The organism is Sinanaerobacter chloroacetimidivorans (genome assembly GCF_018128545.1).
In the GTDB taxonomy this organism is placed as follows: domain Bacteria; phylum Bacillota; class Clostridia; order Peptostreptococcales; family Anaerovoracaceae; genus Sinanaerobacter; species Sinanaerobacter chloroacetimidivorans.
Genome location: NZ_JAGSND010000010.1, coordinates 1 through 14,814, shown reverse-complemented (window position 1 = coordinate 14,814; position 14,814 = coordinate 1). Strand labels below are relative to the sequence as shown.

The 14,814-nt window shown below is 43.1% G+C and carries 14 protein-coding genes and 1 riboswitch; of the genes, 2 read left to right on the top strand and 12 right to left on the bottom strand.

Annotated features, from left to right (window positions below; genetic code table 11):
- Positions 1–287: 287 nt before the first annotated feature.
- The 6 genes from KCX82_RS14220 to KCX82_RS14195 all read right to left on the bottom strand — a co-directional run bounded on the left by KCX82_RS14220 (position 288) and on the right by KCX82_RS14195 (position 5,967).
- Complete coding sequence (locus KCX82_RS14220) at positions 288–782, bottom strand: GNAT family N-acetyltransferase (RefSeq protein ID WP_227019153.1); 495 nt, start codon at positions 780–782, stop codon at positions 288–290.
- An 11-nt stretch (positions 783–793) separates the two neighbouring features.
- Entirely contained in the window at positions 794–1,243 is a 450-nt protein-coding gene (locus KCX82_RS14215) for a MarR family winged helix-turn-helix transcriptional regulator (protein WP_227019152.1), read from the bottom strand.
- A gap of 213 nt (positions 1,244–1,456) precedes the next feature.
- A complete protein-coding gene (gene ansA, locus KCX82_RS14210; protein ID WP_227019151.1) occupies positions 1,457–2,518 on the bottom strand; it encodes an asparaginase in 1,062 nt (353 codons plus the stop codon).
- A 68-nt stretch (positions 2,519–2,586) separates the two neighbouring features.
- Entirely contained in the window at positions 2,587–3,156 is a 570-nt protein-coding gene (locus KCX82_RS14205; protein ID WP_227019150.1) for a hypothetical protein, read from the bottom strand.
- Positions 3,157–3,502: 346 nt separating this feature from the next.
- Complete coding sequence (gene ilvD / locus KCX82_RS14200; RefSeq protein ID WP_227019149.1) at positions 3,503–5,164, bottom strand: dihydroxy-acid dehydratase; 1,662 nt, start codon at positions 5,162–5,164, stop codon at positions 3,503–3,505.
- Positions 5,165–5,283: 119 nt separating this feature from the next.
- Entirely contained in the window at positions 5,284–5,967 is a 684-nt protein-coding gene (locus KCX82_RS14195) for a FadR/GntR family transcriptional regulator (RefSeq protein WP_227019148.1), read from the bottom strand.
- A 211-nt stretch (positions 5,968–6,178) separates the two neighbouring features.
- Positions 6,179–6,251, top strand: a riboswitch (Fluoride riboswitch).
- Positions 6,252–6,336: 85 nt separating this feature from the next.
- Between KCX82_RS14195 and KCX82_RS14190 the strand changes: the two genes are divergently transcribed.
- Positions 6,337–6,726 carry a fluoride efflux transporter FluC gene (locus KCX82_RS14190; RefSeq protein ID WP_227019147.1) on the top strand — a complete coding sequence of 130 codons (390 nt, stop codon included), beginning with the start codon at positions 6,337–6,339 and terminating at the stop codon, positions 6,724–6,726.
- 29 nt (positions 6,727–6,755) lie between these two features.
- Positions 6,756–7,124 carry a fluoride efflux transporter CrcB gene (gene crcB / locus KCX82_RS14185; RefSeq protein ID WP_227019146.1) on the top strand — a complete coding sequence of 123 codons (369 nt, stop codon included), beginning with the start codon at positions 6,756–6,758 and terminating at the stop codon, positions 7,122–7,124.
- Positions 7,125–7,156: 32 nt separating this feature from the next.
- Here the strand turns inward: crcB and KCX82_RS14180 are convergent, their stop codons facing one another.
- From KCX82_RS14180 to KCX82_RS14155, 6 genes are all read right to left on the bottom strand, one after another.
- Positions 7,157–8,860 carry an S-layer homology domain-containing protein gene (locus tag KCX82_RS14180; RefSeq protein WP_227019145.1) on the bottom strand — a complete coding sequence of 568 codons (1,704 nt, stop codon included), beginning with the start codon at positions 8,858–8,860 and terminating at the stop codon, positions 7,157–7,159.
- 101 nt (positions 8,861–8,961) lie between these two features.
- Positions 8,962–9,804, bottom strand: a complete 843-nt coding sequence (locus tag KCX82_RS14175; RefSeq protein ID WP_227019144.1) for an endonuclease VIII — start codon at positions 9,802–9,804, stop codon at positions 8,962–8,964.
- A 169-nt stretch (positions 9,805–9,973) separates the two neighbouring features.
- The gene (locus KCX82_RS14170; RefSeq protein WP_227019143.1) at positions 9,974–11,308 is read right to left on the bottom strand and encodes a glycosyltransferase family 2 protein; all 1,335 of its coding nucleotides are present in this window, start codon (positions 11,306–11,308) and stop codon (positions 9,974–9,976) included.
- Between the two features lie 149 nt (positions 11,309–11,457).
- Positions 11,458–11,949 (bottom strand): flavodoxin family protein, encoded by a 492-nt coding sequence (locus KCX82_RS14165; protein ID WP_227019142.1) that lies wholly within the window; start codon positions 11,947–11,949, stop codon positions 11,458–11,460.
- A gap of 459 nt (positions 11,950–12,408) precedes the next feature.
- On the bottom strand, positions 12,409–12,630 hold the full coding sequence (thiS, locus tag KCX82_RS14160; RefSeq protein ID WP_227019141.1) for a sulfur carrier protein ThiS: 222 nt from the start codon (positions 12,628–12,630) through the stop codon (positions 12,409–12,411).
- A 12-nt stretch (positions 12,631–12,642) separates the two neighbouring features.
- Complete coding sequence (locus KCX82_RS14155; RefSeq protein WP_227019140.1) at positions 12,643–14,523, bottom strand: aldehyde ferredoxin oxidoreductase family protein; 1,881 nt, start codon at positions 14,521–14,523, stop codon at positions 12,643–12,645.
- Positions 14,524–14,814: the final 291 nt, after the last annotated feature.

Below are 14,814 nucleotides of genomic sequence, written 5' to 3'. Positions count from 1 at the left end.
AACTGCACTTGGCAATTAAGTTAGGAGGTATGTTTTGATCTAATTCGGTTTAGTGTATCATATTAAAACTAACTGTTTTTCTTGTTTGTTTTTTACTCTTTGATGGTGTAAAATTGGTGTAAAATACATTTCCAAAATGGTCACATGTGTTGAAATTTCAGGCTTCCAAGAACTTAAGAATTGCACCCCGCCCTGAAGAATTATTAAGTTGGCTTTATGGTAGCACGATACAATTTTTTTGTCAAGGCGGAAAATAAAACCTGTGTGCTGACTTTTCACTTTTCCGATTATCGCAAAAATTTTTCATAGCAATAAAATGGATTTTCTTTACCGTGAAAACTCATTTCGCCAATACGTTTGTAACCGATCTTCGCCAGTAAACCATTCATTTTTGTATTGAATGAATAAGTATCTGTTTTCAAATATGTGATTCCCTTTGCTGCGGCCAATTCTTCCGCATATCGGATCAGCCTCGTTGCAATTCCCTGCTTTCTGCTGTCGATGGAAACAGACATTCTATGGATCACCATGGCTTTTTCATCGGAAGACCAGTTCAGTCCGTTATATTCTTCCGGTTCTTCATAGTTTATGCAAATGAAACCCTCAACTTTTCCGTCTGTTTCTTCCACAAATAAGTCTCCGTTCTCTATATCCCTGGCAAAATCCTTAGATTGAGGATAATTGTCATCCCATTGGTCGTTGCCGCCGGCATTCATTTCTTCTATTGTGCCTTTTATGATCTGCATGATGCGATCCAGATCACAGTGTTCTGCTTTTCTCATATCAATCTCTCCTAGTATTTTTTCAATTCACACCAGCTTGTGTCAATATTTTCTCTCATTTTTTTCACAAGCTCATATACCAATACTCTTTCTTTCTCCGTAAAATCCTGAAAGCAGATTTGAATATTTTTATTCTCCTCTTCAATCACGGCGTTATAAATTTCCAAACCTTTTTCAGTAGGAGACAGACTGTATACTCTCTTATCTGTTTCATGATTTTCCTTCATTGCATAGCCCTTACCGATCAGCTTCTGAATTGCTTTCGTCGTCGTTGTTTTATCTACTTTCAATAAGATCGATAATTGGATCAAGCTGATTCCGGGATTTTCACAGATACGTGTCAGAAAGATAAACTGCCCTTTCTGCAAATGATGTTCTTTCAGCTTCACATCACTTATAGCATGGATGGTTCTCGATAAAGCACCGATTTCTCTCAAAATAGGACTGTGTAACTGTATCATAATCACCTCCGCAATTAGTTGAAAGTTCAACTAATTATAGCATACTACAAAATGGTTGAAAGTTCAACTAAAAAATTGCTGTACCAGACTAATAAATAAAATCCGCTGTCATTCGCAAAAATTACAGCGGATCCATTTACATTGTCTATACAGCAATTGCTTTTTTTCTGTATATTGAATTGCGGTGAGCCCCAGAAATGCTGGCAAAGTGCCCTAGGAATGCTCTGTCAATTCCCCTCTCAGGTTTGTTTCCATCAGCTTTTTGATCATTTCCATATTATAGCCTTTGCTGAACAAATAAAAAAGTTTTGTTACAGCCGCCTCTACGGTCATATCCAGACCGCTAACGGCTCCGGCCTTCACCAGTTCCTGACTGGCTTCATACTCTCCAAGAGAAGCCGCTCCTCGCAGGCACTGAGTACATACCAGAATCAAAGTTCCCTTCTCCTGAGCCTTCTTTAAAAGTTTAAGGAAGGCAGCATTTTTGCCGGGAATGTTGCCGGAACCGAACGCCTCTATCACGATGGCTTTGATTTTGGAAGAAATCATTTTTTCAATAAGCTGGAATTGGATGCCGGGGAATAGCCTTATAACGGCAATGGGATGTTCCTGTATAGGAAACATTTGAATTCCTGTTCCCGGATCCCGGATGTTTTTGTCATTTAAAACTATTTTAACACCTGCATCTGCAAGAGAAGGAAAGTTTGGTGAGTCAAAGGCGATCAACTGATTGGTACTGACTTTCTTTGCCCGGTTTCCCCTCATAAGTCTGCTTTCGAAATAGATACATACTTCCGGAATCTGATAGTTTCCTGCAATCAGCAAGGCGGTTATCAGGTTATCCCTGGCATCATTTCTGATCTCGCATAAGGGTATTTGGGAACCCGTTAAAATGACGGGCTTCGTCAGCTCCTCCAGCATGAAGGATAACGCCGATGCAGTATAAGCCATGGTATCTGTTCCATGAAGGATGATAAAACCATCGTATTTGTTATATTTTTTTTCAATATCCTTGGCCAGTTTCACCCATTCCTTGACAGAAATGCTGGACGAATCCAACAGCGGGCTATATTCGATGAGATCAAATTTAGGCATCTCTGCAGCATTCAGTTCCCTGATTTCCGACAAGGTCGATTTCACAAACCCTGCCTGGGGAGCATACCCCTTTGCTGTTCTTGCCATGCCGATGGTTCCGCCGGTATGAATAATGCATACCTTTTTTCTGTTTTTCTCTACCATGATACCACTACTCTTTCTTCGCCAAACGCTCTGCATGAACTGCTCTCATAAGGGCTTACCGAACAAATTCGGAAAAGGTTGAGTTTCAGACCCTAATTACGGTTTTATTGCTCCAGTTCCTGCGTTCCGGTAACAGAACTCTTGTCATCCATTGTAAAGGTGGATTTTGCTTCTTCGCTGGCAAAATAAATATTTCCATCCACTACAGCATCCACAAGTTGAAAATTCTTTTCAACTACATACAGATCTCCTTTAAAGGTCCCATGCTGAATACTGGCTTCCGGACTGTTGATCGTAAGTTTTGGTGCTGTCAACGTAAACCTTGCAGTAACGTTTCGATTTTCATCCTGAGTGTACAATCCTATTTTACGCTGAACGATATCATTTCCTGCATCATCTTTTTTACCGTTTATAAAATTGCCTTCCAGTACAAGATCTTCATCAAAGGTCAAGTCCTTCAAAGTGCAGATAATCCAGGTTCCCTGGGAGCTGATGGCAGCTTTAAAATCCGCTTCATTATCCACGACAGATGCTGTTGTTACCGCATCCACTCCCGGAGGGCTTGTGGTATCCTGATCTCCATTGTCACCGAGATCTGCTTCCCCATCACCTCCGCAGCCTGCAAACAAAGCAAATATTGCTACTAAAGCCAGAACAAATAATTTCTTTTTCATAGATTCCTCCTTAATTATATATGAAATGTAATATTTATGAAAGTATTTTGTCCAAGTCACGTATAGGTATACATTCTAAGCTTTTTAATTCCTAAAATATTAGTAATTTATACCAATCATCATTGGCTTTCAAATAAAGTCTTACAGAAAATTAGTCTAACTCTATATGTATTCCTTTCCTTCTTGTCTAAAATAAGCAGAAAGAGACTGTAACATGTGTTGCAGTCTCAGTTGATAGTAAACGTATTTAAAAATTGGCAGGGGGTGATACGATTGCACCCCCTGCCAAATCAATCCTTATATAAAAATAACAAAAGGCTGTTCCTGTTCTAAACCAAGGAGTTTATTAAGCTTTTTTGCTTTCCAGTATTGCACCTTTATTCCCCGAGGTAACCAGATCCGCATAACGGGCAAGGTATCCGGAAGTAATTCTAGGCGGTTTCGGCTGCCAGTTTTCTCTCCGCCTTTGCAGCTCTTCGTCACTTACCACAAAATCTATTTTGTTCTTCATGATGTCGATCTGAATAAGATCACCTTCTTCAATCAGTGCGATATTACCGCCCACTGCTGCCTCCGGTGAAACGTGGCCGATGGCGGCTCCCCGGGTTGCCCCGCTGAATCTTCCGTCGGTAATCAGCGCTACGCTTTCTCCTAAGCCGCGTCCCATGATGGCGGAAGTCGGATTCAGCATTTCACGCATTCCCGGTCCTCCTTTCGGACCTTCATAACGAATGACCACAACGTCACCTGACACGATTTTGCCGGTATTGATTGCCTCAATGGCATCCTCTTCACAGTCAAATACCCTGGCAGGTCCTTCATGCACCATCATTTCCGGCGCTACTGCCGACCGTTTTACCACACAGGTGTCGGGAGCCAGGTTACCCTTCAGAACAGCAATTCCTCCGGTTCGGCTGAACGGATTTTCTACGGGGCGAATCACTTCAGGATCCAAATTTACGCATCCCGCTATGTTTTCTCCCACTGTTTTTCCCGTACAGGTAATCAAATCTGTATTCAGCAGTCCCAGCTTGTTAATTTCATTCATAACGGCATAAATTCCGCCGGCTTCATTCAAATCCTCAATAAAGGTGTCTCCTACCGGAGCCAGATGACAGAGATTCGGAGTTCTGTCACTGATCTCATTGGCCAAGTCAAGATTCAGTTCAATACCGCATTCATTGGCAATGGCAGGCAAATGAAGCATGCTGTTAGTACTGCATCCCAGCGCCATATCCATGGTCAACGCGTTTTGGAAGGCGCCTTCTGTCATGATATCTCTGGGTCGGATATCTTTCTTAAGTAATTCCATAATCTGCATGCCTGCATGCTTGGCTAGTTGAAGCCTCTGAGAATAAACCGCAGGAATGGTTCCGTTTCCTTTCAGGGCCATTCCCAGTACTTCTGTAAGACAGTTCATACTGTTTGCGGTAAACATGCCCGCACAGGATCCGCAGGTTGGACATGATTTATGTTCAAATTCCTGAAGCGATTCCTCGCTGATCTTTCCTGCATGATACGCTCCCATTGCTTCGGAAACGCTGGAAAAGCTCACTCGTTTACCGTTTACCTTCCCCGCCAGCATAGGTCCTCCGCTGACAAATATAGCCGGAACATTCAGCCGGGCTGCTGCCATAAGAAGTCCCGGAACATTTTTATCGCAATTTGGGATCATGACCAGCGCATCAAAGGCATGAGCCAGTGTCATGGCTTCCGTGGAATCTGCAATCAATTCCCGGGTTACCAGCGAATACTTCATTCCCTGGTGGCCCATGGCAAGACCGTCACATACGGCTATGGCAGGGAACACCAAAGGGGTTCCTCCGGCCATGGAAACGCCAAGCTTGACAGCATCCACGATCTGATTGATATTCATGTGCCCCGGTACGATTTCATTATAGGAGCTGACGATTCCGATTAATGGTCTTTCTATCTCCTCGTTGGTAAGCCCCAAAGCATGGAGCAGTGCTCTGTGAGTTACATTTTTTGTTACTGCATCACTCTTCATTTTCACACCTCGCTTTTCTTATTCTCTCTTTTCTGTCCTGTCTATAGTTCGACTCTACAATCATGTTTCTGCGTTGTATAATGTCATTATATATTGTACGATGTCTTATGTCAATGAATCTATTCTTCAAAAAAGCCAAATCCTCTCATCGCATGGATGATGTGCAGCTTCATAGCGGTTTCGGCACCCTGTGCGTCTCTTTTCAGCAAAAATTCCATGATCATTCTGTGATCATGCAAGGTATCCTGGAGAATTTCATCGTTTTGCTCCGACAAGAGAACCCCCTTGTCAATGGCCTGATAGATGATAGGCATAAGCCGGTTCATAAACTCGTTATGGGTAGCCTTTGCTATGGATTTATGGAATGCCTGCTCAACTTCAGTACGGTCTTCGCCCTTTAAGATGAGCGCTTCCTCCTGTTTTCCATAGTGAAGAATCCGTTCCAATTCTTTGTCCGTGGCCCTTTTTGCAGCATAATAAGCAAGCTGTGGCTCAAAAATTAACCTCATTTCAAAGAGATCTTTGATGTCAGGCTTCATATCAGTTAAATTCTTCAGACCGAAGTCCTCCGTCAGTTCCCGGTTCTCTTTTACATAGGTACCCTTACCCCGCCTGATTTCCAAAACGTTATGAGTGACTAAAATACGCACGGCTTCCCGTAAGGTTGTCCGGCTGATCCGAAGCTCTCCGGAAAGCTCGTTCTCATTGGGCAACTTATCTCCGGGCAAAAACTTCTTATCTATGGTAATCATCGCAAGAATGTCATCGGCAACCTTCTCCGCCAGGCTTTTTCCATCTTTCATTTTTCAACAGTCCCTTCCCTTCCATTTGTTTGACTGTTTTGAGTATACCACAAACTGATGTCATATTACAAGAAAGATGTCTGATGTCTAACACTTTTATTAAATGAGTCAAAAACAAAATATCATCTGCTATTTATTTTTATTGACACTTTTAGAAACTCAATGATAAAATAAGTGTGGATGGCGAAATCAAAGATTTTCTATCCACTTATAAAAAGTTGGGAATGAAGTTCTCCCATGGCAAAAGCCTGAACCGCCTGTAAGCTGATGACTTCTGTGACTTATCACGGAATCATCGGTTTTTGTTTTATTTGAACAAGACATGATATCCTGAAAGAACCTGAACTCGTTGAGAAGGAGAAAAATACTTTGCAATATTTCTATATTATTTTTTTCGGAGGACTTGGGGCTATGAGCCGATATGGCATCAACCTTCTTTTGTCTTCAGACGGTTTTCCGTTTCATACCCTGTTGGTCAATATTCTCGGATGCTTCCTGCTGGCATTGGCGATTGAGTATTTGTCTGCCATTCCGAAAATACCACACCAACTTGTCAGCGGTCTTGGAACCGGCTTCTTAGGTGCCTTTACCACCTTTTCCGCTTTCAGTGCAGAAAATGCCCACTTACTTCTGGAAGGCTCCTATACCATAGCTGCACTATATATTATTTCCAGTCTTATTGGCGGTTTTTTTTCCGCAGGCTTGGGTTTCCTCTTCTGTAGGAAGTGGTTACAGAGAGGAAATGAGGCAGAAGATTAGAATTTTAAGAGATGATAGGAGAATACAAAATGCCCATCGAATTTTTACTGGTAGGTTTAGGCGGTTCTCTGGGTGCCGCAAGCCGTTTTGCCATAACGAATATAATAAAAAGGAAACTCGCCAGCGAGTTTCCCTTTGCTACTTTTATTATTAATTTATGTGGATCTTTTTTGCTTGGGATCCTTCTTGCATCCCAGATGGGAAATCTCACCCAGCTTCTGTTGGGAACAGGCTTTATGGGAGGCTTCACCACCTTTTCCACCTTCCACGTGGAGAACATCCGCTTACTGCAAAAGAAGCGGTATGTTATGTTGGGTTTCTATTTTTTAGCGTCCAGTATCTTCTGCATCCTGGCTGCCCTTCTTGGTCTGAAGATGGGGTCTAGCGGAACCTTTTAATTGAAGGTTTCAATAGAAAGATTTTCATTCCTCTAATTCATCTCTTCAGCCAGATACTCCATCACATCGTAGTTGATGGCACGTCCCGCAGGGTCATCATAATTGGGTATCAATCCCAGCCTCCAAAGGGAGATGCTGTTGATTCCGAACATACGGGCCAATTCTACCTTCGCGGCCACGCTGCGCTCATCTTCATACCAGACAATATTGTCCGTTCCCTGGGTCTCATTTTTAAAGGTAATGTAAGGATTCTGATACTTTGCGGCGTAATTCATCGTGGTTCCTTCGATAATCAGCCTCTCATAGATGCTGGATGGAACGGGACGGTAAGCACCGGCATTGGTTACACTTCCATTCTTCATGGCCCACTGTACACTGTTGAAGCTCATGGCTAGTGCTATCTTGCTCCTGTCTTCTACTCCGGTTTTACTGTCCGTAATGGCTTCCAGAGCATAGAAAACGTCGTAGACCGGTGTTACCGGTGTCGTGGTAAAGCCTGCACTCATCAAGGCCGAGGTCAGAGAAGTGGCCTGATAATCGTGTGCCATCAGGATTACCTTGTCCGCATATTGACCAATGGTTTTATAATCATAGGCATCAAAGTAATACCCATCCGCGGTTGCAGGAGGAACACAGACATACACTTTTTTACCCAGCTTGTTCATTTCCGCCCGCAATTCTTTCAAAAACTCCGAGAGTCCGGCTTTCAGCTCGTTTCCCTTCATCTCTTCAAAGTCAATGGTCACACCGGCATAATTGATTTTGTCCGTGAGCTCCGCTATAATTTGTGAGATCACCTCTGTACGCATCTTCGGATTCAACAGAATTTCTCTGCAGGCATTGGAGGTAGTTCCGTCAGAAAGCTTTACCGTCTGAACAGTGCTCATGTAGATGTTTAAATTCGCCGGGACGCTGTTGTTCTGGGCGAGCGTGACAACCTCCTCATATCCCGAAGGAATGCTGTATTCATTGCTGTCTGCAGATGTGGTATTCAGCAAGGGGCCGCCGCTTTCCGTATATTGAAGCTTGCTCCACCCGAAGGATAAAGCGCTGAGTTCGGGTATGTAACTGCTTTGAGAATACGAAGATACCGCATAAAAAGCATGGAGCCATTCTAACCGAGCACCATATTTCTCATGGAGACGTATCATCATAGCTGCCGCCTGTTCTCTTGTGGCAGAGCCATCAGGTTGAAAGATATTGCCAGGCAGGCCGTTAATAATACCAAAGTCATACGCCATGGTAATATATCCCTGATTCTTCTGAACATCGGCAAAAGGCAGGTTCTGACTGGATACATCTCCTGCCAGCGTGTTGTAACCCAACGCACGAACCAGCATCACGGCCATTTCCTCTCTGGTAATATTCTCATTCGGTCTGAATACCGCCGTGTCTTTCACGACAGCACCATGAACCACCGCCGTTTCAATTTCTGAATAATACCATTGGGATTTGTCGCTGTTATCTGTAAAAGCCGGATTTTCCGGGGTCACTTTTTCCCAGCCGAATAATCGGACCAGCATAGCGGCAAATTGTGCACGTGTAACAGATTGTCCAAATCCAAAGATTCCGTCACCGAAGCCGCTGATGATGCCCAAATCCACAGCCTGCTGAATATAGCTTTCAGCCCAGCTGTCCTTCGGCACATCGGAAAAAGCCGATTCCGCCGCATTTGACGGAACGCAGCCCAAGGTAAGCACCATGATCAGTGCAATGCAAATCATTCTTTTGTTCATTAATCTCTCTTCTTTCCGGGGTTAAATTTATGGTGTTTCTACCAAAACCTCTTTGCATTACTCTTTTCATTATACCACATTCATATCATTGTGATAAGTTCCTATATGTCAATAGAGGCCTCAAGAGGCTGGCAGTAAGGACAGAAGTAAACATTTCCGCCTAAAAAAGCCTGTCTGATAATAGCGCTCCCGCACTGAGGACAGGGATCCTTCCAGGTTTTGGCGGAAAGCGCCGTTGGGTAACCCCCCGGATTGCCAAAAAGGTCTTTCTCCGTGTTCCTTCCGCCTCTTGCGGTCATTGCTGCAAGGGTTTCCTTCAAGCTTTGATAGAGCCCTTCCACTTCCCGCGCCGAAAAGGTTTCCAGCTTTCTTCTCGGATGGATTCCTGCGTTGAAAAGAATGTCTTGCAAAACCCCATTTCCCAGTCCCGGGATTCTCTGTTCCGTTGCAAGAAATGCCTTTGTACTGAGATTTTTCTTCGTTTGATTAAAAAGCTGATGGAAATAGGATCTGTCAAAGTGATCAGCTAAAGGTGAAATTTTATCTCTGGCTGCCAGATAATAAGGATTGTCATTTGCCCCTTCGGGATATGCCCAAAGACCTCCGTACATCTGTACGGTGCATACCAGTCGGGAATGGTCCTCAAACTGAATCAGCAGCTGATGCTTCTCCGGAATTTTATCACCATCAGCATAATATCTTATATTGATCCCATCATTGAATAAAATTCTGGCATCCTCTGCAATGATCTCCACCTGACCGGAAAGAGCCTGGACTTTTTCCAGCTTCTTTCCCTTCAACAGGTCGTGATAATCCTTAGGATCGCCAAAATAAAAGGCAAACCCGTGAGGAGAGGAATTAGCTTGTACGGTTTTTATCACTTTTCCGGTTATGGTCTCATTCATCTGCCTTGCAATGGTATGGCTTTCAGGAATCTCCAACATTTTCTTTCACCCCTGTTCATTACATAAAATTACCATTATTTTACCATATATTTCTGACATCTGTATGTCATATTTTCTTCTAATATATCCATATCAGTACCAAAATAGAGTAACTTAACGACCCGGCATAAAAAATTTAAGGGCCTCGATCTTGATCCAGGCCCTTCCGTTATACATCCTCTCGTTCTTCAGAATCGTTCTTTCCATCTTTTGTAAAGCAAAGATAGTACTGATTCTCATGTCTTTCCAGTTCCGCGCCCAACTGTGTGAATATTTCAAGAATCTCTTCATAGAGCTCCGGACTGGAAGCCGTACAAACAAGCTGGCCTCCCGCCGATAAAAGTCTGAATAAGATTGTAAACAGTTCCGTCTTTTGGGTAAGTTGATTGGAGTCGCTTTCCAATATAATATAATCGTACTGTCTGCTTCCAAATCTCTCCTCCAGGGTTTCCATGGTACCATACATGCAATCGTCGCATATGGTATTCAGTTCAATCATGTTGCCCGGATGTTCGGAAAAATAGTACAGTCCTACATTTTTGCTTCCATGACTCTTACAGAAATTCTTCAATTGGAGTACCGTTGTTCCGTAGGAACCGCCAAGCCCCAGGATATTTACATCCTTCGTGCCGTTATAAGTCAGTATATTCAGCACGTTATAATCAATCAGCCCTGCAACATAAGGATTCACTCCAAATTTTCTCATAAAAGTAGCTTTATTGCGATATAAAAGGGTGTTATCCTTTTCATACTCTATATTAAAAGAGCAAGCTCCGTAATGATGCACGAAGGTATCTTTGGCAAGGATTACCTTGAAACCCCTTCTTCTGATGCTGAAGCAAATCGCATCATCATCATAGCTGCCCGGATTGAAATCCTCATCAAATCCGCCAAGAGACTTCTGCAGATCGGTTCTGTAAATACCGGCATAGGTACAGAGCTTCAGTCGTTCTTCCCAAAAATCCGGATTGCTGACATTATAGATCTCGGCTTGCACCTGCATATCCTCCAGATCCTGATATGGAAGATAGATCTGCTGATAATTGCAGGATGCATCACAGACGGGAACTGCCATTCCGATTTTAGGATTCGATTCCATGCAGATCAATAAATTATCAAGCCAGCGTGTGGTGACCACAATATCGTTGCTGACATTTAACGTGTATTTGCCCTTCGCAATACGGAAGCCATGATTTATGGCCTTACAAACTCCGATATTTTCCGGAAAATTTATTTTTCTGGTATTGGGAAGGCTGTTAAAGTATTCTTCGGTTCCGTCCGTAGATCCGTTATTTATGGTAATCAGTTCAAAGTCTATATGGGAAGTATATTGGTAAATGCTTTCGATGCACTGCTTTGTATAATTTAAATGATTATACGCTATTACTACAATACTGACCAGCGGAGAAGGTGCAGTCTTGTTTGCCGCCCCGTCGTTGGTCGCTGCACTGACCGGTACTTCCCCGTTATTATTGACTGGGACGATCGTATTGGATTCACTCATCATTTTATCTCTCCCGAGTTTTAGTATAGTAAAAGTGGATGCCACTTCTCACTCCCACTATATGCATCTGTCAGGATAAGTGTTTCCTCTCAGCTTTACTTCCGTATTTCCGATAACCTTGTTTCTCTTATGGCCGGAACATTCCGCATCTACCTTTTATTTTCCGTAAAACCCGATATCCAGGTCTGGATCTGAGTTTTGATGATATCCTTATTTTCCTGTGCAGGATTTCTAAAATCGATGGTTCCTAAAATCTGATTGTTCCTCAGGATTTTCTTTATCCTGTCGAAGCATTTGTCGGTACCTCCGCCGGCATGGCAGGCAAATAGCGCGAGTTTTCTGCCATTTATCCCGCAGTGGGCAAGAAAGGTATTGATCGGCGCCGTAAAGCTTGATGCCCAGACAGGAGTACCGATTACGATCAGATCATAGGAATCCAGTTCTGGAATCGCAGTGAGCAATTTCGGCCGTTCATGAAAAATGACACTTTTGCCACCCAAGAAAAATTTAAGAAAACCGGACTTGGGGATTTCTTTTTTCGGCTTTAGTTCCAGTCTATCTGCTCCCAGTTCTTCGATTATCATGTCTGCAATAAAACGGGTATGTCCCTCCAAAGAATAATACACCACCAGACTTTTCATCTTCATCACTCCTGTTACTATAAATTTATGGTGATGAACACGGCATCCGGCCGCGTCCTTTTCCATCTTATTTCATTTATATTCAGCTTATGCCTTAAGCTGCCGTTTGTCAATTTTCAAAAATCACACAATACATGATTCTGTAATATATTATAGTACTGACGGAAGGAGGTTTTATATATGGGTTGCAATTTTGTTTCGTCAAATGCAGATGGTTCATGGGATAGATTCCATGAGAGAGACAGAGATTTTCACCATAGGGATAGGGCTCTTGAGAGAGCTATCGTCGAGAGTATACAGGATATTATAGAACGGGATAGGCTCTGTTCCAGAAGAGCAAACTGCTGTGAAAAAATTCATTTTTGCACGAATTGCCCAACTGCTTGGAGATAAATTAAATATAAATATAAATATTGATATTATAACGTCCACCTCCGCAGAAGGTGGACGTTTTTTGCTTCAGCCCCCAGCCACTATCCTGAGTATTTTTATCACATCACCCTCCCGAATCATTCTGGTCGGATATTCTGCCTGAAGAAGCTGGATTCCGTTAAGCCATACTGCTGATCTATGTTTTGCCTCTCTGTCTTCCAACAACTTCAGGATTGTCATTTCTTCCTGTAAAACTGTTTCTTGGTTATTGATGGTAACACGAATTTTCTTTTTGCTTTCTGCTGACATTGCCGCCTCCGTTTATTGAATCCAATCAAGTTCGAGCCGCTTTAGGGTTTCCTCCGTCGGCATTCCGTCTTTACCCCATCCGGCGAAATCATAATAGGCATCCAGCGCCTTTTCAAAATCTTCTTTTGTGATTCCGACTCCTTGATTCGGGCCGCTTGGTATCGGAAGAAAAGCTTTAGGCGGCAGGCGATCATCTTTTCTGTTAAAGCCTACCTTTACATTAAACATTCTCATCATATTGATTCTTCGTTCACCAATCTCTTGAAGCTCCTGAATCGTTGTATCCCATCCTACACCATACTTACAGAATTCGATCAACTCAGCCGGACCATAAAGCTGCCAGGATGGGCCCCAGGCAAATTGACATAAGCAAAGCGTATCAAGAGTAGAATAAAACTTTTGTGTTGCAAGCGCAAACTTTGCTTTATTCGCATCCAGAACTCCATAGTCCCCGCATTTTTCAAAGGACTCCAGCATGTTTGCCCAAATCCAGTCATTGGAATCTTCCGCGGCCATCAGTGTCGGATCATGCTCGGAAGATTGATGATCTGCCCCAAAATTATTTACGGCATAAATTACTGCAAGATTCGGCTTCATCTGAACCATATGAGCCGGCCACTCCTGTCCTTTGCATGTTACGACTAATTCTGCCGCTCCATTGCCGATGAGAGTCGCTGCCCTCTCACTTCCTTGTGCCAAGAGTGTTCCGATCCCCTCTTCCTTATAAGCGATTTTATAAATTAAAGGGCCAAATACATCACTGTTGCCAAACTTCAGTTCCAGTCCATCGGTTTGCTCTCTTGTCAGAATCCCTTTTTCATAACAATCCATTGCAAAAGCGATGGTCGCTCCACAGGAAATGGTATCCAGGCCGTACATATTGCAAAGCTGATTGGCATAACAAATATCTTCCAGATTTGAATTGCCGCAATAGGATCCAAAAGTTGCACAGGTTTCATATTCCGGTCCGCCATATTCCGGATCAGCCTTTCCCGGTATTTCAACGACCCCTTTACATCGGATTGCACAGCCAAAACAGGTTTCTCTTGTTTTCAGCACTGTATTGGTGATGGTAGTCCCAGCGGTTTTCATATAATTCTCAAGCACTCCGCTTTCCCAATTTTTAGTCGGCAGGAACCCCTCCGCGCCATGAGCATCAACAACACCGGCCGAACCATTTAAGGATGTGTCTACGATAACCTCATTTGCAGCCATCCGCTGTTTTACATCCAAGGTCAAAGTTTTTAGTCCGTCCGGATCATCCGGTTTTATTGACGGCTGCCGTTTCACAACCAAGGCTTTCAAATTTTTTGACCCCATGACGGCACCAACACCATTTCTACCGTTGGCTCTGCTTCTCATATGCATAATGCTTGCATACAATACCTGATTTTCTCCAGCCGGTCCGATGATTGAGGATTCAATCTTAGAATCACCCAGATCTTCAATGATCAGCTTTTCCGCATCCCCGGTAACCTTACCCCACATCTTGCCGGCATCTTTGAATTCCACTTTATCCTTATCTATGTAGATATAAACCGGACGTCGAGCCTTTCCCTTACATACGATAGAATCATATCCGTTTCCTTTTATATGTGCAGGTATAAACCCGCCTACCTGGGAATCGCCCGCTGTTCCTGTCAGCGGACTCTTTGTCGTGACACACATGCGGCTTTGTCCGCTTATTGGGATTCCGGTTAATGGGGACACAGAAAATATCAATAAATTTTCCGGCGAAAGAGGCTCCACCTCCGGGTCCATTCTCTGCATCATAAGATACATGCCTAATGCAGACCCCCCTGGGTATTTCCTGTAAACTTCTGAAGGTAATGTTTCTATCTTATAACTTTCTTCTGTTAGATCTAAGATTAATATTTGTGCATCTTTTATCATTGGATATCTCCGCCTTTCTTTTGCACACTTTGATTGTCTGGAATCATTTTTGTTTTTTATGATAAAGGAGCTGTCAACTAACAACCAGCTCCTTTATCATGAGTGCTATCTATCTTAAAGTTTGCACTGCCGTAGGGATAATATTTATTTTTTGCCCTGAACAACTTCGGCCAGTCTCTTATAGCTTTCATATCTTTCCGCTGCATTTTCTTCTGCAACTTCGAACAGTTTATCAGCAACATCCGGGAATTCCTGAGCAAGGGATGAATATCTTACCTGACCCAGGATGAA